Genomic DNA, 20495 nt, shown 5'->3' with positions numbered 1-20495 from the left:
GTCCGGCAGCAATTTCGAGAAACGAGCCTGAATGGGGCGGATTGATGCATCGACCTGAAAGCCCCGTCCGGCAAGGGTTTCGACGACCCGGACGCAAATACGAAGTGAATTCTAATACACACTTGTATCTGAATGCAAAGACGGATTCGTAAGCCTTGCGGTGCTACACTGCGCGCATGAAACCAGTCCGTCTCACCCGCGAGCAGAGCCGTGACCAGACGCGCCAGCGTCTGCTCGACGCTGCGCAAGCGGTTTTCACGAAGAAAGGATTCGGCGCATCGAGCGTCGAAGATGTAGCCGCCGACGCGGGCTACACGCGCGGTGCGTTCTATTCGAACTTTTCTAGCAAGGCCGAGTTGCTGCTCGAAGTGCTCAAGCGCGATCACGACACGATCATGCAGCGCCTCTCCACGATTTTCGAAGATGGCGAGGCGTCGCGCGCCGACATGGAAGCGCGCGTGCTGCAGTACTACAGCGAGTGCTATCAGAACAACGCGTGCTTTCTTCTGTGGGTCGAAGCGAAGCTGCACGCGAGCCGCGACGCGAGGTTCCGCGCGAGCTTCAATGCGCTGATGCGCGAACTGCGTCAGACCACGACCGATTACATCCGCGCTTTTTCCGAACGCGTGGGCACGCCGCTCACCATGCCGCCCGAACAGATGGCGCTCGGCCTCATCGCGCTGTGCGACGGCGTGCAGTTCTTCTATTCGTCGGACCCGCAGTCGGTGCCGGCGCAATTCGCCGAGGACGTCCTCGCGCAATTCTTCCGGCGTGTCGTGCTGAGCGGCGCCGCCGAATAGGACAGCCTGATGGCACGCCTGAATTCGATACGCTAATCTTTGCGCGAGAGCCGTTCGCGATCTCGCGCAACGGCGATGATCCTGGAGGGCGACTCCATGAGCGCATTCACGCGGCGCATCGATGCGAGGCGTGTCCTGATGGCACTCGGTGTCTTGATCGGATGTTCGTGCGTGTTTCCGGCGATGGCCGCGCCGCTGACCGGTGCGATGCAGAAGTTCATCGCGCCGCAGACGCCCGCCGATGCGACCGCGGCGTCCGCGCCGTCGTCCGCGAGTCAGGCCGAAATGGTGCGTTCGCTGAACAGCCTCATCGGCACGCTCGACAACGACGCGCAACGCAGCGCGCTCGTCACGCAATTGAAAGCGTTACGCGATGCGACGCAGAGCGCCGCGCCCGCCACGCCCGCGCCCGCCAATGCCGATCTTCTTGGCGCGATCGCATCGGGCATTGCATCCGTCGAAACGAATCTCAGCGAAGGGCTCACGCCGATGCGTTTTTGGACCGCGCGCGGCAGTGCGGCCGCGGGCGAATTGCAGGCCGTCGTCACGGGCGCGAAAGGCGAATCGTTCGGCAGGATCGTCAGCGGCATGGGCGCGACGCTCGCGGGATGGGGCCTGTGCGCGTTCTTGCTGATCCGCGTGCAGCGGCGCATCTTCGCGCGCTATGGCCGCGACGTCGCGCTCGCGCCGAATCCGACATCGACGCAATTGCTCGCGTTCGCGCTGCGTCAGACGGGGCCGTGGGTCGTCGCGTTCATCGCGGTGCTGCTCTTCGTGCGCGCGATGCCCGATGCGCTAGGCCGCACGCTCGGGCTCGTCATTGCTTATGCGATTGTCGCGGGCTCGATCTTCTCTGCCATCTGCATGATCGTGTTTTCGGTGTTCAGCACGGCGCATCGGCGCGTGGCCGTGCAGCAACTGCTGACGCGCACGCTCTGGCCGCTCTTTGCGATCGGCGCATGCGGCGCGCTCGGCGATGCCACCGCCAACGCCGATGTCACACGGCAGCTCGGCCCCAATCTCGCGGGCATCATCTCGACCTTCGCGGGGCTCGCCGCCGCGTTGCTGTGCGGCTATTTCGCGCTCGCTTACCGGCGGCCCGTGACGCATCTGATCCGCAATCGGCCGTATGCGCGCAGGCGCGATCATCAGTTCGCGACGGAAGCGCTCGATATCCTCGCGTCGCTATGGCATATCCCGATACTGCTGATCGCGGTGGCATCGGTGGTCGCGATCATCGACGGGCGCGGCGCGGAAGGCGACGTGCTGCGGCCGTCGTTATTGAGCGCGGCGCTGCTCGTGCTTACGCTGTTCGCGTCCGCGCTGCTGCTGCATTTGACGCGCCGGCGCGACACGCGCGCGCAGCGCCGCGCGCCGCATCTCACGCGCCTGTTGCGCTTCGGATGCACGCTGATCGTATTGTTGATCTGGCTGGCTTATCTGCGCTTCGAGCTCGAGCTATGGAGCGGACCGATCGCGCGGCTCATCAGGCACAGCGCGATGACGCCCGGCTTCAGGCACGCGCTGATCGCGGTCGTCGCGACGGTGTTCGGCGCGTGGTTCATCTGGATCGTGCTCGATACCGTGATACTCGAAGCGCTCGGCCAGAACAGTTCGCGCAACAAGGCACTGAGTCCCGGCGTGCGCGCCCGCACGATGTTGCCGCTCGTGCGCAATGGCATCTTCGTGACGGTCGCGAGCCTCGCGGCCATCGTCGCGTGCGCGAGTCTCGGCATCAACCTGACGCCGCTGCTCGCGGGCGCCGGCGTGATCGGCCTGGCGGTCGGCTTCGGCGCGAAATCGCTCGTCACCGATCTGATCACGGGGCTGTTCATCATCGTCGAGGAGACGATTTCGGTCGGCGACTGGATCGACATCGACGGCGGACACGCGGGCACCGTGATGGACCTGACGATCCGCACGGTGCGCCTGCGCGACGGACAAGGCGCGGTTCACACGATTCCGTTTTCGCAGATCAAGATCGTGAAGAACCTGTCGCGCGATTTCGCGAATGCCGTGTTCGAAGTGCGCGTGCCGTTCTCGGCGAAGCTCGACGACATCACGCGCATGATCAACGAAGTGGGCGCCGACATGATGGCCGACTTTCGCTTTCGCAACGAAATAATCGGGCCGGTCGAAGTGTGGGGACTCGATCGCTTCGAGTCGAACTGCATCGTCGTGAAAGGGCAGATCAAGACGAAACCGCTCCAGCAATGGAGCGTCGCGCGCGCCTTCAATGCGAGGCTCAAACTCAAGATGGATGAAGCGGGCATCGAGATGATGTTGCCGCAGATGCACATCCAGACATCGAAGGAGAGCGACGAACGCTCGCAGGCTCAGACCCGGCATGCAGCGGATGGCGCCGTGCAGCCGGATCTTCGCGTGCTCAAGGAATCTCCGTGATTCAGAAGGGCCATACCCAGTCGGCGATTTCCGGCTTGTCGGTGCCGTGCGTATGCGCGTAATCGAGGTGACGGATGATCGCGTTCTTCATGTCCTCCCTCAAGTGCGCGGTCCTTGCCTGCAGGCGCGGCACGCGATCGAGCACATCGATGACGAGATTGAAACGATCGACCTGATTGAGTATCGCCAGTTCGAGCGGCGTGTTGATGTTGCCTTTTTCCTTATAGCCGCGAACGTGCAGATTCTCGTGATTGTGAAAGCGATAAGCGAGCTTGTGAATCAGCCACGGATAACCGTGGAAGTTGAAGATCACAGGCTTGTCGAGCGTGAAGAGGCTATCGAATTCACGCGCGCTCGATCCGTGCGGATGCTCGGTGTCGGGCTGCATCTTGAAGAGATCGACTACGTTCACGAAGCGCAATTTCAATTCGGGCAACTGCTCGCGCAGGATCGCCGCGGCGGCTAGCGCTTCTTGCGTCGCGACATCGCCGCAAGAGGCGAGCACGACGTCGGGCTCCTCGCCTTCATCGGTGCTCGCGCGCCGCCATATGCCGATGCCTTTGGCGCAATGAACGATCGCTTCGTCGATGGTCGCGAATTGCAGATGCTTCTGCTTGTCCGCGACGATGATGTTGATGCAGTCGGTCGAGCGCAGACATTGATCGGCCACGACGAGCAGTGTGTTGGCATCGGGCGGCAGATACACGCGCGTGACCGAAGGGCTCTTGTTCGTGACGAGATCGATGAAGCCCGGGTCCTGATGCGAGAAGCCGTTGTGATCCTGCCGCCATACCGTCGATGAAAGCAGAATCGTTTCCGACGAAACCGATGCGCGCCAGGGCACATGGTTCTTGCAGATGTCGAGCCATTTCGCATGTTGATTGAACATCGAATCGATGACATGCGCGAACGCTTCGTACGTGTGGAAGAAACCGTGCCGCCCTGAAAGCAGATAACCTTCGAGCCAGCCGAGCAATGTGTGCTCGGAAAGCATTTCCATCACGCGGCCGTCGCGGGACAACTCCCCGCCGTCTTCGTCTTCGGGCAGAAGGTCGGCCATCCAGACTTTCTTGCTGACTTCATAGATCGCCTGAAGCCGATTCGAGGCCGTTTCATCGGGGCCGAACACGCGGAACCGGTCCATGTTGCAGCGCATGACGTCGCGCAGGAATGCGCCGAGCGGACGGGTATTTTCGTGCAGGAGCTTGCCGGCCTGACCGACATCGACGGCATAGTCGCGGAAATCGGGCAGCTTGAGTTCCTTGCGCAACGTGCCGCCATTCGCATGCGGATTCGCGCTCATGCGCCGTGTGCCAACGGGCGCTATCGATCTGATCTCTTCACGCAGGCGGCCGGTTTCATCGAAGAGTTCTTCGGGCTTATAGCTTTGCATCCAGCGTTCGAGCACGGCGAGATTCGCGGGATTGTTATGCACGTCGGAGAACGGCACCTGATGGGCGCGCCATGAACCTTCGACCTTATGTCCGTTGATTTCCTTCGGACCTGTCCAGCCTTTCGGCGTGCGCAGAACGATCATCGGCCAGCGCGGCCGTTTCACATGGCCATCGTTGCGCGCCTTGTCCCAGATCGCGCGGATGTCGGCGGTCGCGGCATCGAGCGTTTCCGCCATCTTCTTATGCATTTCGTTGTGATCCGATCCCTCGACGAAATAAGGCCGATAACCATAACCGACGAACAAGGCCTCCAGCTCGTCATGACCGATGCGCGCGAGGATCGTCGGATTCGCGATCTTATAGCCGTTGAGATTGAGGATCGGAAGCACGGCGCCATCGCGCGCGGGATTGATGAACTTGTTCGAGTGCCACGCCGTTGCGAGCGGACCGGTTTCCGCTTCGCCGTCGCCGACGACGCACGCGACGATCAACTCCGGATTGTCCAGTGCCGCGCCATAAGCGTGCGAAAGGCTATAGCCGAGTTCGCCGCCTTCATGGATCGATCCCGGCGTTTCGGGCGTCACATGCGAGCCGATATGCCCCGGAAAGGAAAACTGCTTGAAGAACTTCTGCATGCCTTCGGCATCTTCGCTCTTGTCCGGATAGACCTCCGAATACGTGCCTTCGAGATACGCGGGACCGAGCACGCCGGGCGCGCCGTGACCGGGGCCGGCCATGAAGATCACGTCGATGTCGTCGCGCCTGATGACGCGGTTCAGATGCGCCCATACGAACGACAGTGCGGGACTCGCGCCCCAGTGCCCGAGCAGCCGGTGCTTGACGTGTTCGGCCTTCAGCGGTTCGCGCAGCAGCGGGTTATCGGCGAGAAAGATCATGCCCGCCGAAAGATAATTGCACGCGCGCCACCACGCATCGACGAGGCGAAGTTCATCGCCTTCGAGAGCAGAAGAATGCGACGCGCCATTTCTGGAGTGCTTGCTCATCACGAGGTCTCCTTTCATTGAAGGTTCATCGGCGATTGCGGGAATGCTATGGACAGGAAACAACCTGTCCCGCACATCAATACTTGATATTGCGTGCTGCCTGTCGTCCCTGTTGCTTCGTGTCGCGTTTGTCGTGACGGCAACTCGCATTCGATTGCTGATTCGCCGCGCGGCAATCCTGTTTCGTATGGCGTGCGTGCTGTAGCGTGTCCTGGCGGACGTCGCGTCCCGCGCGGCGTTGTTGTGCCTGTTCCGTTGCGAAAGAGGCATTCGGTATGGCGCAGACGAGTATTGCAGTGGACAAGGCAATGAGTCGGAGCTTGCGCGCAAACATGATGTGGTCTCCGGAAGATGCGTGAACGGAGTCGATCCGCTCTTCAAGATAGATGCTGCGCGCACAGTTGTGAAACCCGTCATGCAATTCGAGAATCACATTTCGATTCGTTGCACAATTCGTGATTACGATTCGATGGCGTCATTGTCAGGAAACGCACCGCCAAATGAATTAAAATGATTTAAGAGCGCTGAATTTCATTCGACCGTAGCGTCTTTCGGGCATTCGATGACACGTCTTATCCGAAGGTATTGGGTCGCCGGCATCATGGCTTTTGTTGTCGGCAGCTTCGCATCAGCCAGCGAACAGGCTCGCCTGATCCCCAATCAGCGCGTGGCGGCGAATGTGCTGTTCTTTCCCGCGCCAGCCATTGTCTCGACGGAAAGCGTGTCTCGCGTCGGGCCTCGTCATCCGCGATATGCATTCAAGGGCACGATGGACGCGCTCGACGCCATCGCATTGTCGAAGTACGAAAGAAATGTTCATCCCGATCTGAGCCAGCTCGCGCGGGCTTATCCCTTGCCGCTATCGCCCAATTCGGCGCCCGTTCGGGTGCAGCCGCGCGACGACATCACGAACGACACGGACGATTGGCATTTCTCTGCCAATCCGCAGCTCGGCGTGAATCACGAGCATGAAAAGGGCATGACATTCTCGGTGCGCCACGACTTTTAAGCGAACGCCCGAGCCCGTGCTCGCGCGCGATATTTTCAGGTTGCCGGTTATCGTTTCGGTCGCATAAAGTGGATGAGGCATGCGTGTCTTTACCCGACATCGATGGAGCCTCGGCAAATGAAAAAGTTGCTTATGAGCGGTGCGGCCACGATGATCGCTTGCGCGGGCGCGGCCCACGCGCAAAGCAGCGTGACGCTCTACGGCCTCATCGACGCCGGCATCACGTATTCGAACAATCAGATCACGCCGACCGGCGGCGGCCACAGCAATTGGGAACTTAAAAGCGGCCCAGTCCAATACAGCCGATGGGGCTTGCGCGGCGCTGAAGATCTCGGCGGGGGATTGAAAGCTATCTTCAATCTGGAAAGCGGCTTCAATCTGAACAATGGACAATCGTCGGTGAATAACCGCCTCTTCAACCGGCAGGCGTATGTCGGCTTGTCGAGCCGCGATTACGGCGTTATCACGTTCGGCCGTCAGACCGACGACATGGTCGATTTCGTCGCGCCACTATCATTGACGGGCACGGAGTATGGCGGCACGCATTTCGCACATCCATTCGATATCGATAACCTCAACGATTCGTTCCAGATCAACAACGCCGTGAAGTATCAGAGCCCGGATTTCGCGGGATTCAAGCTCGGTGCGTTATATGGTTTCTCGAACCAGGCCGGCGGATTTTCGAACAATCGTGCGTACAGCTTCGGCATGTCGTATATGTGGGGACCGCTTAGTTTCGGCGCGGGCTTCCTGCAATTGAACAGCGACGCCGCGACGCCGGGGCAACTGAACACCAACGGCGCCGTCACCGATACGACCGGCTCTTCGCTACAGGGCGTGCTCACGACGACGGCCGTTCCGCTAGGCGCGCTGGCGGGCCGTCAGCAGACGTGGGGCGCGGGCGTGAGCTACGCGATCGGCCCGGCGGTGGCGGGCCTCGTCTATACGCAGACGAATCTGACGGAGCTGTTCCAGACCGGCTCTTCGACGCATGTCCAGAACTTCGAAGGCAACGTGCGCTACGCGCTGACGCCCGCCGTCGAACTTTCGGCCGCGTACACGTATTCGCGCGCGGGCGGGCTCGCGGGCGCGGGCAATCCGCACTGGAATCAGGTCAGCGCGATGGCCGGCTATGCCTTCTCGCGGCGCACCGATGTCTACATCCAGGGCGTATGGCAAGGCGTGAGCGCCAGCGCCAATTCGCCATTGGGTGTGGCTTGGATCAACGGCCTCACGGCGCCATCGTCGACGAGCAATCAGGTCGAAGCGACGGTCGGCTTGCGGCATCGGTTCTGACTTCGAACGCACGAGGCATCGGCAATGCGTTTGCCCGATGCCGATACTTGCGGCCCCAGCCGGTCACGGGCGGCGCATCTTCATCGGAACAGAAGTTCTCGAACTCGCGCCATGTCTCTTCGTAATCGCCTGCGCGCGCGAGCTCGAACTGATGCCCGTCCGTCGCGCACGACGCGAGATTCATGAACTGCTTCAATATCGGCCGGCAGGCGTGGCTGATGTACGGATCGGCTTCCTCGCGCGGCCACTCGTTCGCGGCGGTGAGCATCTGACGCCACGCGAGAATCGTTTCGCGGCAGGCGGTGCATTGCGCATCGCCCTGAATGAGCGCGCTCGCTTCGAGCACGGCGATCGCGTGCTCTTCGAACTTCGACAGCTTGATCCACGCGGCGCGCGCGAGCGAATCGGCCTTCCCTTCGCAGAACTCGATGAGCGCGCTGTCGACCTCCGGCGGCGGCTCGAGCTTCATGACGACGCCTTCCTCACGCAGCATCACGCGCACGCCGAAATCCGCGACGAGCATCGCGAGACGGCAACCCCAGCGCATGCTCATGTCGTGAAGCCAGGCTTCATCGGAAGTCCGAAGCGCGGCGGCGATTTCCTCGCGCGCATCTACGAGCCATCGGCTTTGCGCGACTCCGTCTGTTCGACTCATGGCGGCATCTCGATGCGAGTGAAGCAATTAGCTTAACCCGCCGGGCCGGGGCGTGCGCGCGAGCGTGCCAACCACGTCGCGGGCGTGAAAATGCAGAACCGGTTAGCCTCTTCTATCCGCGGATTCGTCGACCAGGAGCGCCATTGAACAACCCGCAACGCGTGCACGCCGTCGCCTCGCCCGTGAGTCCTTGCGACGAACTCGCGATCCGCGCGCAACCCGTCGCCGCCGATCAGCCGTGCCATCGCAAGCGCCTCGCGCTGTCCGCGACGATTCTCGGATCGAGCATGGCGTTCATCGACGGCTCGGTCGTCAACGTCGCGCTGCCGTCGATCCAGAGCGAGCTCGGCGCGAGCATTGCGGCGATGCAGTGGGTCGTCAACGCGTATCTGCTGTTTCTGGGCGCGCTCGTGCTGGTCGGCGGCGCGATGGGCGACAAGCTCGGACGGCGCAAGGTGTTCGTCGCGGGCGTCGCGATTTTCACGGTCGCGTCGGCGGCGTGCGGCTTCGCGCCGGGCACGGGCTGGCTGATCGCGGCGCGCGCATTGCAGGGCATCGGCGCGGCGCTGCTCGTGCCGGGCAGCCTTGCGATCATCGGCGCGGTGTTCGACGGCGAGGCGCGCGGCCGCGCGATCGGCACGTGGGCGGGCGTCGGCGCGATCACGTCGTCGGTCGGTCCGGCGGCGGGCGGCTGGCTCGTCGATGCATTTTCGTGGCGCGCGATTTTTTTCCTCAACGTGCCGCTCGCGGCCGCGACGATCGCGCTGGCGATGGCCTCCGTGCCCGACAGCCACGACGCCGACGCGCCGCCAACCCTCGACTGGCCCGGCGCGGCGAGCACGGCGGCGGGCCTCGCGATGCTGACCTACGGTCTCACGGAAGCGCCGTCGCGCGGTTTCGCCGATCCGCTCGTGCTCGGGATGATCGGCGCGGGCATCGTGCTGCTCGCCGCGTTCATCGCGATCGAAGCGAAATCGCGCGATCCGATGGTCCCGCTCGACATCTTCCGTTCGCGCGATTTCAGCGGCGCGAATATCGTCACGCTGCTGCTGTACTTCGGGCTCGGCGGCGTGCTGTTTTTCCTGCCGTACACGCTGATTCGCGCATACGGTTTCACCGCGACGGAAGCGGGCGCGGCGGTGTTGCCGATGCCGCTCATCATCGGTTTGCTGTCGCGTTTCACGGGCGGGCTGACGAGCCGCTTCGGCGCGCGTGCGCTCCTGATCGCCGGTCCGTGCGTGGCGGGTCTGGGCTTCGCGATGCTCGCGCTGCCGTTCGTCGCGGGCAGCTACTGGATGGGCTTTCTGCCAGCGCTCGTCGTGCTCGGGCTCGGCATGACGATCACCGTCGCGCCGCTGACGACGACCGTGATGGCATCGGCGGGAAGCGAGCGCGCGGGCATCGCGTCGGGCATCAACAACGCGGTCGCGCGCGTGGCGAGCCTGCTCGCGATCGCGGTGCTCGGCATCGTGTTCGTGTGGTCGCACGACGCGGCTTTGTCGGCGCGGCTCGATCGGCTGCATGTACCGCGCGACAGCATGCGCGCGCTGGACGCCCAGCCGACGTCCGAAGCGTCATCGGCGCCGCTCGCCCGCGCGCAAGCCGATGCCATCGCCGATGCGTTGCGCGCCGTCGCCGCGCTCTCCGCCGCGTGCGCGTTTGCGGCGGCGGGCGCGGCGGCTGCGACGATCCAGCGCCGCAAATGAAAAAACCCGATGCCGGCGCTGAACCGGACATCGGGATTCGAAAGTACCGCTGGGAGGCTTTCGTTATCGGCCCGCGTGGGCCGGTTGTTGTTCGATCGACTTGGCGCGCTTCTGCAATTCTTCGGTGGTGTCGCCTTCGCCGTTCGGCAGCCAGCCCGGAGGACGCAGCAGGAAGCCGACCGCATCCGACACGCTCTTCGCGTTGTACATGTCCTTCGCGAGGCTGACCCAGTGCTGCATCTCGACGACGATCGGGTTATGCGACGTCACCGGCGTCGTCAGGCCGTAGACACACGGCTCATCGGCGCGCTCTTCCACGTACGTTCCGAACAGGCGATCGAAGATGACGAGCACGCCGCCGAAGTTCGCATCGAGATATGTCGCGTTCGATGCATGGTGCACACGATGCGCCGACGGCGTGTTGAACACATATTCGAGCCAGCCGAGCTTCGGAATCCACGTTGCGTGCAGCCAGAACTGATAGAGGAGGTTGATCGACACGACCGCGAGCACCACGTCGGGCTTCACGCCGAACCACACGAGCGGAGTGAAGAAGATGGCCGAGCCCGCGATCTTGGTGGTCCAGCCCAATCGATACGCCGACGACAGCGTCAACTGGTTCGGCGAATGATGCACCGCGTGATTCGCCCAGAAGAAGCGGATCGTGTGCGACGCGCGGTGATACCAGTAGTAGCAGAACTCCTGTCCGATGAAGAGCAGGAACAGCGTGAGCGCCGTGTTCGTCGTGACCGTGTGGATGCGATGCTCCCACGCGAAGTTGAAGACGGGCGTCGCGAGCGAGAGCGGCAGGAACGCGAGGAGCTTGCGGCCGACGAGATCGACGAGCGAGATCCAGGTCTCGTGCCAGTCGAACGCCTTGTCGGTGCCCTTGTACTTGAAATGCAGGACGACGGCCTCGAGCAGCGACGCGGTGAGGACGATGCCCATCACGTACATCGAGATTTTTCCGAGCAGTTCCAGTTCCATGATTGTTCGCCTTGGTGGGTGGTTGCGAATGAACCCATTGTGGCGATCGGCCCGGTTAAAAACCACGCGCAAACTATTTCACGGAATGTCACGGCCCTCCCGCCAAGCCTTGCGGCACAAGCGGCGGGCCTCTCGGACCAGTTATTTCAAGGCATGTCGCGCGGCAAGGATCAGAATTCGACGCGCGCGTTGAGCGAGAGCGTGCGCGGCTCGCCCGGCTGGATGTAATCGGCGTACTGGAATTCCCAGTAGCGGCGATTCGTCAGATTGTCGATGGCCGCGCGCAGCCCGACGTTATGTCCGGCGATGCGCGTCGTGTAGGTCGCGCCGAGGTTCATCACCAGATAGCCCGGCACCTTGATGTCGCCGGACGGACTGAGGCTCGTGTTGCCGGTGAATTTCGCATCGGCGCCGAGCGTCAGGCCCGGAACGACGGGCACCGCGTAATTCACGTGCGCCGCCGCGACGAATCCCGGCGCGCCCGCGACGCGATTGCCGTTGTTGGTCGAGCCTTTCTCGTAGTGCGTCGCGATCCACATCAGATCGGCGCCGACGGTCCAGTCCCGGCCGAGACGCACGTCCGCGCCCGCTTCGGCACCCTGAAAGATCGACTCGCCGTCCTCGACGAAGACGTTGTCGCTGTTGGCATACTGCGCGCCGCGCTCGATGCGGAACAGCGCGGCCGTCGCGCTCCAGCGTGCGTTCTGGCTCTTCACGCCGACTTCGTATTGCTTGCTGCGCAGCGGCTTGAGCAATTGCCCGGCGTTCGCATAGGTGTCGCCGACGACGTTGCCCGCTTCGAGCGATTCGACATAGCTCGCATAGAGCGTCGTGCCCGGCGTAAGTTTGTACATCAGCGCGACGGTTGGCGTGAGCACGCCGTTTTGCGTGTACGTCGACGACGTGCTGCCGTCGAGGCCGTAACCGTGCTGCTCGTAGTTCGTGTAGCGCAGGCCGCCGAGCACGGACCAGCGCTCGGTCAGCGCGATCGTGTCGCTCGCGAACAGCGCCTTCTGCGTGACGTCGGCGGCGCGATAGGTGTAGAAGCCGGAGCTGTCGTAACGATTCACGTTCGGCTGATAGAGGTTGCCCGTGCCGAGCTGCGCATAGAAGGAGTTCGCGCCGTAGTCGGTCGTCTGCTTCTGGTAATCAGCGCCGAACACGAGCTGATGCCTGAGCGGTCCCGTCTTCACGAGACCTTCGGCCATCACGCGGAACGTGTTCAGCTGATGCCCTTCCTTGCCTTCGAAGCGATAGTCGTCGTAATCGCCTGCCTGATCGAGCAGATACCAGGTGCCTTCGTTGCGATAGCGCGTGCTCTTGCTGAAGCTGTACGTCGCCGAGAGCGTCCAGTCCGGGCTCAGGTTGTAATGCAGGCCGGCGGTGTAGATCTGCAGGTTGGTGTTCAGATGCTGATCGGGCGTCTGCAGCGTGCTGCTGCCGCCGGACAGCGTCGCTGGCAGCGACGTGCCGGTATATCGCGCGGTCGAAATCGCCGTCGTGATGCCGGACGCATGCCGCTCCTGATACAGCGCGCCGAAGGTCGCGGTGAGATCGCGGGTCAGGCGCGCGTCGGCGGCGAGCGAGAAGGAATCGCGCCGCACGTTGCCGTCGTTGTACGTCTTGCCTTCCTCGTGCGTCGCGTTGAAGCGGTAGCCGACCACGCTGTCCGGGCCGACGCGCCCGCCGAGATCCAGATGCTCGGTCCAGACCGACGTCGAGCGATAGCCGACATCGACGCTCGCGATCTGCTTTTCGGTCGCGGGCGGCTTTTTCGTCACGTAGTTCACGACGCCACCCGGCGCGCCGAAGCCGTACATGAAGCCCGACAGCCCTTTCAGCAGTTCGACGCTTTCGAGCTGCTCGTAAGGCATCGTGATGCCGTAGCCGTTGTACGGCTGGCCGTCGAGCTTGAAGCCGTTCTGCCAGTCGAGCTGCATGCCGCGCACGGTGATGTAGCTCGCCCACGCGTTGTACGGATTGCTGTTGTCCGACACGGACGCGTCCTGCGCGAAGACGTCGCCGAGCTTGTTGGCCTGCCGGTCGGCGAGCTCCTCGCCGGTGACGATCGTCGTCGAGAAGGGCGTCTCCAGTTGCGTGCGCGAGCCGAGCGCGCCGCTCGACACGTCGTCGCGCAGATGCTGCAGCGTGTCCTGCGACGCGGTGACGGACACCGCCGGCAGCGACGCCTCGTGGGGTTGATCGGCGGCTTGCGCGCCGTCGCTGCCTTGCGCCATCGCGGACTGGCTCATCGCGAAGAGCAGCAGGGCGGCGAGGGTCGAAGGCCGCATCGTCGATGTGGCCGGGAATGCGCGCGAGCGCGTCGCTGATTTCATGGTCTGTCCGTCGTCGGTTGGAGTTGTTTTAAATGCGAATCGTTCGCATTATCGGGCGACGGCATTCTGCCCTGAACATCGCGAGCTTGTAAACTTTTGCTCCACTGTCGGCACGGGCTCGTGACAAAAAATCGGTAAGCAGCTTACGAGAAGCTTGTGTGGCCGATCAGTCGTCGATAGAATTGCGAACAATTCCTATTTACATCACGTCGAAAAGATGATCGCCGTCGCGCACGACTATCGCTCCGAGGAGCGGGCATGAGGCCGGTTCTGGTTCGCCTGCATCGCTGGCTCGGCGTCGCGACCGCGCTCTTTCTCTTCGTCTCGGGTCTGACCGGCGCGATCATCGCGTGGGATCACGAGATCGACGCGCTGCTGAATCCGTCGTTCTTCAACGCGCGCACCGATGCGCCCGCGCTTCCGCCGCTCGAACTCGCGCGGCGCGTCGAAGCGGCCGATCCGCGCGTCGAGGTGACGTACCTGCCGCTCGGCATCGAGCCGGGGCACACCGCGCAGATGATGGTGATGCCGCGCACGAATCCGGCGACGAACGCGCCGTTCGACGTGCCGTACAACCAGATCGCCGTCGATCCCGCGACGGGGCAGGTGCAGGCGCAGCGCATGTGGGGCGCGGTGTCGCTCGCGCGCATCGATCTGATGCCGTTCCTCTACAAGCTGCACTACACGCTGCATTTGCCGGTCGTCGGCGGCTTCGATATCGGCACGTGGCTCATCGGCATCGTGGGCATTCTCTGGTTCTTCGATAGCGGCATCGCGCTGATTCTGTCGTTTCCGAGCGTGAAGGCGTGGCGCAAGTCGTTCGCGTTCCGCGTGAAGCGCGGCGGCTACGCGCTGACGTTCGACCTGCATCGCTCGGGCGGCGTGTGGATCTGGGGCCTTCTGCTCGTCATGGCGCTCACCTCGATCTCGATGAATCTTTCCGAACCCGTGATGCGCCCGGTCGTATCGATGTTCTCGAAGCTTTCGCCTTCTTTCCTCGACAACCCCGAACTCGTGCGCGCCGGCCCGCCGGGCAAGGCGCCAGCGACGCGCGAGCAGATTCTGGAGATGGCCGCCCGCGACGCGAAACGCGAGAACCTGACCGAACCGCCGGGCGCGCTCTACTACGCGCCGATGTTCAAGGCTTACGGCGTCGGTTTCTTCGCGCCGGGGCACGATCACGGCGACGTCGGTCTCGGCAACGCCTGGCTGTACTACAACGCCCAGACGGGCGCGCTCGCGGGATCGACGATTCCGGGCCGCGGCTCTGCCGGCGACATCTTCATGCAGGCGCAGTTTCCGCTGCACTCGGGGCGCATCGTCGGCCTCGGCGGACGGATTCTCGTGAGCGCCGTGGGCATCGCGGTCGCGGTGCTCAGCGCGACGGGGCTCATCATCTGGTTCAGGAAGCGCGCGGCGCGCCGTCATTCGGCCGCCGTCGCCGATGCGCGGTCGGCACGTTCAATGACTTCGTAAATCCGAGGATCCTCGCATAAGGCGCGATTCAAAAGCCTGACGCGCGTCAGACGTTGCGTTACGACAAATCTCTCGTTATCGGAATGATAACGACTCTTATTTGCAATATAATGCGGCGCACAACGGCCTCGGGCTGCCGCGCGCTTGCGCGGCTTGCTTCGACGCTCAGAACAATGCCGCCCGGATTCCATTCGCGCCCCCGGGACGGAAGACCGACCAACTTCGACGTTCCTCTCTGATTCATGCCCGTTTCCCGTGTTTCCACCTTGCAGGCCACGCCTGCGAAGGCGCTCGTCCGTCGCGCGTCGAGCGTAGCCATCGTCGCGGCTGTCGCGGCGGTGTTTTCCTTGTCCGCTCACGCGCAATCGTCCGGCGCAAGCAACGCTGAAGGCGCAAATTCGCCCGCCGAGAGCACGCTGCCCGCCGTCAAGGTGCAGGCGTCGAAGGAACAGTTGCCCGGCGATCTCGCGCCGACCTACGCTGGCGGCCAGGTCGCGCGCGGCGCGGATTTCGGGGTGCTCGGCCAGCAAAAGATGATCGACGTGCCGTTCAGCATGACGACGTACACGTCGAAGCTGATCGAGGACCAGCAGGCGCGCACGCTTTCGGACGTGCTCGCGAACGATCCGGCGGTGCGTACGGCGTTCGGCTTCGGCAACTTCTCCGAGGTGTACATCATTCGCGGGTTCGAGCTGCAAGGCGATGACGTCTCGCTCAACGGTCTCTACGGCATCACGCCGCGTCAGCTCGTCTCGACGGATGCGCTCGAACGCGTCGATGTGTTCAAGGGCGCGAACGCGTTTCTGAACGGCGCATCGCCGAACGGCTCGGCGGTGGGCGGCGGGCTGAATCTGCAACTCAAGCGCGCCGACGACAAGCCGCTCACGCGCGTGACGATCGATGGCGAGACGTCCGGTACGATCGGCGCGCATGTCGATGTCGGCCGCCGATTCGGCAGCGAAGGGCAGTTCGGCATCCGCGTGAATCAGGCGAATCACGACGGCGAGACGTCGATCGACAACGAACATCGGCGGGATAACACGACCGCCGTGGCGCTCGACTGGCGCGGCGACAAACTGCGTCTGTACGCCGATTTCCTGTATCAGCGCCAGCGCGTGAACGGCGGCCGCTCGACGGTCTACGACTACGCCAACTACATTCCCGAACCGCCGTCGGCGTCGTACAACTACGGGCAGTCGTGGAACTACAGTTCGATCGAAGACACGGTCGGCATCCTGCGCGCCGAATACGATTTCCTGCCCGGCTGGACGGCTTACGTGACGGGCGGCGCGCGTCATACGGACGAGCACGGCGAGTATTCGTCGCCGAGCATCAATACGACGGGCGTCACGCAATCGCGTCTCGGCGTGCCGCACAAGGAAGACGGCACTTCCGCCGAAGCCGGCGTGCGCGGTCACTTCAACACCGGCCCGGTGTCGCACTTCGTGACGGCGGGCGCGTCGATCGTGCGCGTCGATTCGAGGTCGGCGTACACGTACAGCGGCTCTTGGGCGTCGAGCATCTACGACACGCCGCAGGTTCCGTATCCGGCGACGATCGGGCAGGCGGGCAATCTCGCCGATCCGCAAACCACGTCGCTCAGCCTGCTGCGCAGCGTCTCGATCTCCGACACGCTCGGCTTCCTCAACGACCGCGTGCTGTTCACGGTCGGCGTGCGTCATCAGGACATCCACGCGAACAACTTCGACTACACGGGCGTTCAGACCGAGGCCTACAACGACTCGGTGACGACGCCGCTGTTCGGTCTCGTCGTGAAGCCGTGGCAGAACGTGTCGTTCTTCGCGAACCATAGCGAAGCGCTGACGATCGGCGAGGCGGCGCCGTCAACCGCGGTCAACACCGGGCAACTGCTGCCGCCGGAGAAGTCGAAGCAATGGGAAGTCGGCGCAAAGTATGACAACGGTCAGTACGGCGCGTCGATCGCGGCGTTCCAGATCGAAAAGCCGTTGACCTACACGAACACGTCGAACGTTTTTGTCTCGGACGGCACGCAGCGCCATCGCGGTATCGAGGCGTCGGTGTTCGGCGAACCGGTGCGCGGCGTGCGCTTGATCGCGGGCGCGACGTATATCCACGCGACGCAATACGGTCTCGGCGACGCCTCCCTGGACGGCAATAAGCCGATCGGCGTGCCGACGTTCATGTTCAACGTGAACGCGGAGTACGACGTGCCGATGCTCAACGGCCTCACGCTGACGGCGCGCTGGATCTATACCGGGTCGCAGTATCTGAACACGACCAACACGCTGTCGATTCCGCACTGGAACCGCTTCGACCTCGGCGCGCGTTACGCGACCGTGATCTATGGCAAGCCGACGACGTTCCGCGCGAGCGTGCTCAACGTCGCGAACAAGTCGTATTGGGCTTCGACGATCGGCGGTTATCTGACGCAAGGCGCGCCGCGCACGGTGCTGCTGTCGGTGACGACGGATTTCTGATCTCGTCGATAGCAAGCGAAAAACGCCGCGCGTTCGTGAGGACGCGCGGCGTTTCCATTTCGCGGCCCGAGGCAATAAATACTCGGGAGCCGGCCGTTTACCGAGCGCAGTTCAAAACGGGGTCACATAAGTTGTTGATTTTTATGACAGAATACGCAAAGTGCGAGCGGGGCGTCGAGTAAATCTTGCGCATTCCGCCCGGTTTCAACGTTTATCTCTGTGAGGTTAGGTGATATGGGAAGTCTCAGCATCGGGCATTGGCTCATCGTCTTGGCTATCGTCGCGCTCGTTTTCGGCACCAAAAAGCTGCGTAGCGTCGGTTCCGATCTCGGCGGCGCGGTCAAGGCTTTCAAGGATGGCGTGGGCGAAAGCGCGACGCCGGCCGCCAATGCAACGGCGACCATCGACGTCCCGGCCAAGGATGTGACCGCACGATAAGTTGCGCGCGGTGATCGCTCAATCGATGTTCTTCACGCAGCGAAATCCCGCATAGACGTACTGGTAATGCCCCTGGAACCAGTTGCGGAAGCTCGGCCGCAACATGCACGCCGCCGTGCGGGCCGAGCCGCCCTTTATCACGAAATGCTTGCCGTCGAAGAAATTCGCCGAATAGCCGAGATAAAACGGAAACGGCTCGAAGCCGTTCAGCGGGCCGAATTCCGTCGACGTCCATTCCCAGCCGTTGCCGAATTGCCCTTCGACGCCGAACTCGCTGCGATTCTCCGGATGCGCCTGCACCGGCGCCGGGTCCCATCGGCGGAAATCGAAGTTGCCTTCCGCGACATGCGGCGCGCCCGATGCGGCGCGCTGCCATTGCGCTTCGGTCGGCAACGACTTGCCCGCCCAGCGCGCGTACGCCTTCGCTTCGGCGTAGCTCACGTAGACGGGCCAGTCGGGCGGCAGCGCGATTTCGTCGAACATCGTGCGTAGCTGCCATGCGTTCGCGTCGTCGCCGGGAATCCAGAACGCCGGGTGCGCAATGCGCTGCTCTTCCTTCCACGCCCAGTCGGCGTCGTCCCAGTAATCGCGATTCCAGTAACCGCCTGCATCGATGAAACGCAGATAGTCGCCGTTCGTGACCATATGGCGGTCTATCTCGAACGCGGGCACCTCGATGCGTTCCTCGCCGAACTCGTTGTCCCAGCCGAAAAGGCCGCTTTCCCGCGTCAGCCCGAGCGTCGTGCTGCCCGCCGGCACGCGCACGCTTTCGTGCGACAGATCGCGATCCGACGAACGTTCCGAAAACGCATTCGATGGCGCGATTTTTCTATCGACCGGCAATTGATGCAGCATGTACGCGAGCGTTTCCGCGTGCATCAGCCGATGCTCGATCGCCACTTCGAGCAGCTTCGCGGGCGGCTCGTCTGCCGAAAGCGGCGCCGCGGCGATCCTGATCGGATCGAAATGCGCGTCGATCTCGGCGCGAACCGTGTCGCGATACGCGCGCACTTCGTCGAGCGAAGGCCAGTCGGACGGTTGATCGGTCGGCAGGCCGCCGTCCACCGGATCGATGCCGAAAGCGAAAAGCTGGTCGTAGGCGGGATTCGGGCTCGGCAGATCGAAGAGCCGCTGATCGAGCAGATTGCGGTCGAAGGCTTCGAGATGCCCGATATAGAAAACGATGCGATGCCGCTCGGCGATCGGCCTGTCGTAAAGGTGCTCGGGCTTGACGACATTGAAAAGCTCGTCGGTGACGCGGCGCGCTTCGGCGAGGCGCTCGAGCAGCGGATGACGCAGGGAAGGTTCGCGGTTCATGTCGCCCAATCTCCGTGGCTGGCCAGTGGCTTCGCAATCGACCAAAACGCGCGCCGTAGCGCGCGTCGGTCGAATCGAAAAGACTAAACCGTAGCGAAGCGCATGCCAACAGAAAAATAGGCGGCGATTATTCGGGCCGACGCAATAATCGCAGACGATGTCCCGTCAGACGGCGCGCAGCGCGTCGAAGTCGCGAATGCGGATGAACTTGCCCTGCGTCTCGATAAGGCCCGCCTTGTCGAAACGCGACAGGGTGCGGCTCACGGTTTCGAGCGTCATGCCGAGATAGCTGCCCATGTCGTCGCGCGTCATACGCAGCGTGAATTCCGACGACGCGTAACCGCGCTTCGACAGCCGCGACGAAAGATCGAGCAGCAGCCGCGCGACGCGCTCGTCGGCCCGCAGCATGCCGAGCCGCACGACGTGATTCGCCTCGCGGTTCACCGCGTGACTCATCATGCGATGCAGGCGCTTTTGCAGCGCGTCGGTTTCGCGGCACATGCGCTCGAAAAGCGAATACGGCACGACGCAGACGGAGCTGTCTTCGAGCGCGATCGCATCGCACGTATGCTCGCCTTCCTCGATGCCTTCGAAACCGAGCGCATCGCCCGCGAGCAGCAGCCCCGTCACCTGCTCGCGGCCGCCGTCGTGCGTGATGACCGTCTTGATCGACCCGGAGCGCACGGCGAACAGGGCATCGAAGCGGTCGCCCGCGCGAAAGAGCGCGTCGCCGCGCTTGACCTTGCGCGTCACCGAAATGATGTTCTCCAGCTTGGCGATGTCGTTCGCGCACAGGCCTTCGGGCATGCACAGATGACGCATCGCGCACGTGGAGCAGTGCGCCGAATTGCGGCGCGCACGGGAAAGTTCGGACACGACGGACATTTTGGGCTTCGTTTTGTTGATGAATGACAAAACGATTCTCCCATAGGGCAACCATTGGCCCGCGTGAAAAATTGACGCGGGCACGGCATCGGTCAAACTTTTTTACCTTACTGGGTTGCTTTTTTACCGAGATCGCCAATGGTCGACGGAATCAGCGCCGATGCTTTTTTGCGATAGGTCGATCTGGCGCAAGGCAGGCCGTACAATTCGTGGTTCTTCTACATCAGCGTCCGCTTAACAAACGGCGGCGCGATCTCTTTTTAGCACTTCTCCATCCCGCCCGACCGTGACTCAATCGCCGCCTGCTTTACCGTTCAGAACCGCTCTCTA

15 protein-coding genes are annotated in these 20495 nt (G+C 62.9%); 8 read left to right on the top strand and 7 right to left on the bottom strand.

Annotated features, from left to right (window positions below):
- Positions 1 to 176 precede the first annotated feature (176 nt).
- Positions 177 to 800, top strand: a complete 624-nt coding sequence (locus NCS00_RS19085) for a TetR/AcrR family transcriptional regulator (RefSeq protein WP_008352853.1) — start codon at positions 177 to 179, stop codon at positions 798 to 800.
- Positions 801 to 896: 96 nt separating this feature from the next.
- Positions 897 to 3203: a mechanosensitive ion channel family protein gene (locus NCS00_RS19080; RefSeq protein ID WP_250440730.1), complete on the top strand. Its 2307-nt coding sequence runs from the start codon at positions 897 to 899 to the stop codon at positions 3201 to 3203.
- A gap of 1 nt (position 3204) precedes the next feature.
- Here the strand turns inward: NCS00_RS19080 and NCS00_RS19075 are convergent, their stop codons facing one another.
- Positions 3205 to 5601 (bottom strand): phosphoketolase family protein, encoded by a 2397-nt coding sequence (locus NCS00_RS19075; RefSeq protein WP_008352857.1) that lies wholly within the window; start codon positions 5599 to 5601, stop codon positions 3205 to 3207.
- Between the two features lie 76 nt (positions 5602 to 5677).
- The gene (locus tag NCS00_RS19070) at positions 5678 to 5935 is read right to left on the bottom strand and encodes a hypothetical protein (RefSeq protein WP_250440755.1); all 258 of its coding nucleotides are present in this window, start codon (positions 5933 to 5935) and stop codon (positions 5678 to 5680) included.
- A gap of 267 nt (positions 5936 to 6202) precedes the next feature.
- Between NCS00_RS19070 and NCS00_RS19065 the strand changes: the two genes are divergently transcribed.
- Positions 6203 to 6610: a hypothetical protein gene (locus NCS00_RS19065; protein WP_008352859.1), complete on the top strand. Its 408-nt coding sequence runs from the start codon at positions 6203 to 6205 to the stop codon at positions 6608 to 6610.
- A gap of 117 nt (positions 6611 to 6727) precedes the next feature.
- Positions 6728 to 7906 (top strand): porin, encoded by a 1179-nt coding sequence (locus NCS00_RS19060; RefSeq protein WP_008352860.1) that lies wholly within the window; start codon positions 6728 to 6730, stop codon positions 7904 to 7906.
- Here NCS00_RS19060 and NCS00_RS19055 read toward each other — a convergent pair.
- Positions 7842 to 8561 carry a hypothetical protein gene (locus tag NCS00_RS19055; RefSeq protein WP_250440729.1) on the bottom strand — a complete coding sequence of 240 codons (720 nt, stop codon included), beginning with the start codon at positions 8559 to 8561 and terminating at the stop codon, positions 7842 to 7844. The genes NCS00_RS19060 and NCS00_RS19055 overlap by 65 nt on opposite strands.
- Positions 8562 to 8704: 143 nt before the next feature.
- Here NCS00_RS19055 and NCS00_RS19050 point away from each other — a divergent pair, with 143 nt between their 5' ends.
- Positions 8705 to 10267 (top strand): MFS transporter, encoded by a 1563-nt coding sequence (locus tag NCS00_RS19050; RefSeq protein ID WP_175979526.1) that lies wholly within the window; start codon positions 8705 to 8707, stop codon positions 10265 to 10267.
- A 63-nt stretch (positions 10268 to 10330) separates the two neighbouring features.
- Here NCS00_RS19050 and NCS00_RS19045 read toward each other — a convergent pair whose 3' ends face one another.
- Entirely contained in the window at positions 10331 to 11254 is a 924-nt protein-coding gene (locus NCS00_RS19045; protein WP_008352862.1) for a sterol desaturase family protein, read from the bottom strand.
- A 170-nt stretch (positions 11255 to 11424) separates the two neighbouring features.
- Positions 11425 to 13590, bottom strand: coding sequence for a TonB-dependent siderophore receptor (locus NCS00_RS19040; protein ID WP_008352863.1), 2166 nt, complete (start codon positions 13588 to 13590; stop codon positions 11425 to 11427).
- A gap of 258 nt (positions 13591 to 13848) precedes the next feature.
- Here NCS00_RS19040 and NCS00_RS19035 point away from each other — a divergent pair, with 258 nt between their 5' ends.
- The 3 genes from NCS00_RS19035 to tatA all read left to right on the top strand — a co-directional run bounded on the left by NCS00_RS19035 (position 13849) and on the right by tatA (position 17963).
- On the top strand, positions 13849 to 15066 hold the full coding sequence (locus NCS00_RS19035) for a PepSY-associated TM helix domain-containing protein (RefSeq protein ID WP_175979524.1): 1218 nt from the start codon (positions 13849 to 13851) through the stop codon (positions 15064 to 15066).
- Between the two features lie 242 nt (positions 15067 to 15308).
- A complete protein-coding gene (locus NCS00_RS19030; protein WP_239294388.1) occupies positions 15309 to 17525 on the top strand; it encodes a TonB-dependent receptor in 2217 nt (738 codons plus the stop codon).
- A 234-nt stretch (positions 17526 to 17759) separates the two neighbouring features.
- The gene (gene tatA, locus NCS00_RS19025) at positions 17760 to 17963 is read left to right on the top strand and encodes a Sec-independent protein translocase subunit TatA (RefSeq protein ID WP_008352869.1); all 204 of its coding nucleotides are present in this window, start codon (positions 17760 to 17762) and stop codon (positions 17961 to 17963) included.
- A gap of 18 nt (positions 17964 to 17981) precedes the next feature.
- Here tatA and NCS00_RS19020 read toward each other — a convergent pair whose 3' ends face one another.
- Positions 17982 to 19280: an SUMF1/EgtB/PvdO family nonheme iron enzyme gene (locus tag NCS00_RS19020; RefSeq protein ID WP_008352871.1), complete on the bottom strand. Its 1299-nt coding sequence runs from the start codon at positions 19278 to 19280 to the stop codon at positions 17982 to 17984.
- A 165-nt stretch (positions 19281 to 19445) separates the two neighbouring features.
- A complete protein-coding gene (locus tag NCS00_RS19015) occupies positions 19446 to 20165 on the bottom strand; it encodes a helix-turn-helix domain-containing protein (RefSeq protein ID WP_008352872.1) in 720 nt (239 codons plus the stop codon).
- Positions 20166 to 20495: the final 330 nt, after the last annotated feature.

Source organism: Caballeronia sp. AZ1_KS37 (assembly GCF_023631165.1).
GTDB lineage: Bacteria > Pseudomonadota > Gammaproteobacteria > Burkholderiales > Burkholderiaceae > Caballeronia > Caballeronia zhejiangensis.
The sequence above is the reverse complement of the archived record's forward strand: the minus strand, read 5'-3'. Positions and strand labels throughout refer to the sequence as shown.

What these genes read in the sequence shown, in the direction of transcription:
- NCS00_RS19085 (WP_008352853.1), top strand. Translation starts at nt 177, where the DNA reads ATGAAACCAGTCCGTCTCACCCGCGAGCAGAGCCGTGACCAGACGCGC.
- NCS00_RS19080 (WP_250440730.1), top strand. Translation starts at nt 897, where the DNA reads ATGAGCGCATTCACGCGGCGCATCGATGCGAGGCGTGTCCTGATGGCA.
- NCS00_RS19075 (WP_008352857.1), bottom strand. Translation starts at nt 5,601, where the DNA reads ATGAGCAAGCACTCCAGAAATGGCGCGTCGCATTCTTCTGCTCTCGAA.
- NCS00_RS19070 (WP_250440755.1), bottom strand. Translation starts at nt 5,935, where the DNA reads ATGTTTGCGCGCAAGCTCCGACTCATTGCCTTGTCCACTGCAATACTC.
- NCS00_RS19065 (WP_008352859.1), top strand. Translation starts at nt 6,203, where the DNA reads ATGGCTTTTGTTGTCGGCAGCTTCGCATCAGCCAGCGAACAGGCTCGC.
- NCS00_RS19060 (WP_008352860.1), top strand. Translation starts at nt 6,728, where the DNA reads ATGAAAAAGTTGCTTATGAGCGGTGCGGCCACGATGATCGCTTGCGCG.
- NCS00_RS19055 (WP_250440729.1), bottom strand. Translation starts at nt 8,561, where the DNA reads ATGAGTCGAACAGACGGAGTCGCGCAAAGCCGATGGCTCGTAGATGCG.
- NCS00_RS19045 (WP_008352862.1), bottom strand. Translation starts at nt 11,254, where the DNA reads ATGGAACTGGAACTGCTCGGAAAAATCTCGATGTACGTGATGGGCATC.
- NCS00_RS19040 (WP_008352863.1), bottom strand. Translation starts at nt 13,590, where the DNA reads ATGAAATCAGCGACGCGCTCGCGCGCATTCCCGGCCACATCGACGATG.
- NCS00_RS19035 (WP_175979524.1), top strand. Translation starts at nt 13,849, where the DNA reads ATGAGGCCGGTTCTGGTTCGCCTGCATCGCTGGCTCGGCGTCGCGACC.
- NCS00_RS19030 (WP_239294388.1), top strand. Translation starts at nt 15,309, where the DNA reads ATGCCCGTTTCCCGTGTTTCCACCTTGCAGGCCACGCCTGCGAAGGCG.
- tatA (WP_008352869.1), top strand. Translation starts at nt 17,760, where the DNA reads ATGGGAAGTCTCAGCATCGGGCATTGGCTCATCGTCTTGGCTATCGTC.
- NCS00_RS19020 (WP_008352871.1), bottom strand. Translation starts at nt 19,280, where the DNA reads ATGAACCGCGAACCTTCCCTGCGTCATCCGCTGCTCGAGCGCCTCGCC.
- NCS00_RS19015 (WP_008352872.1), bottom strand. Translation starts at nt 20,165, where the DNA reads ATGTCCGTCGTGTCCGAACTTTCCCGTGCGCGCCGCAATTCGGCGCAC.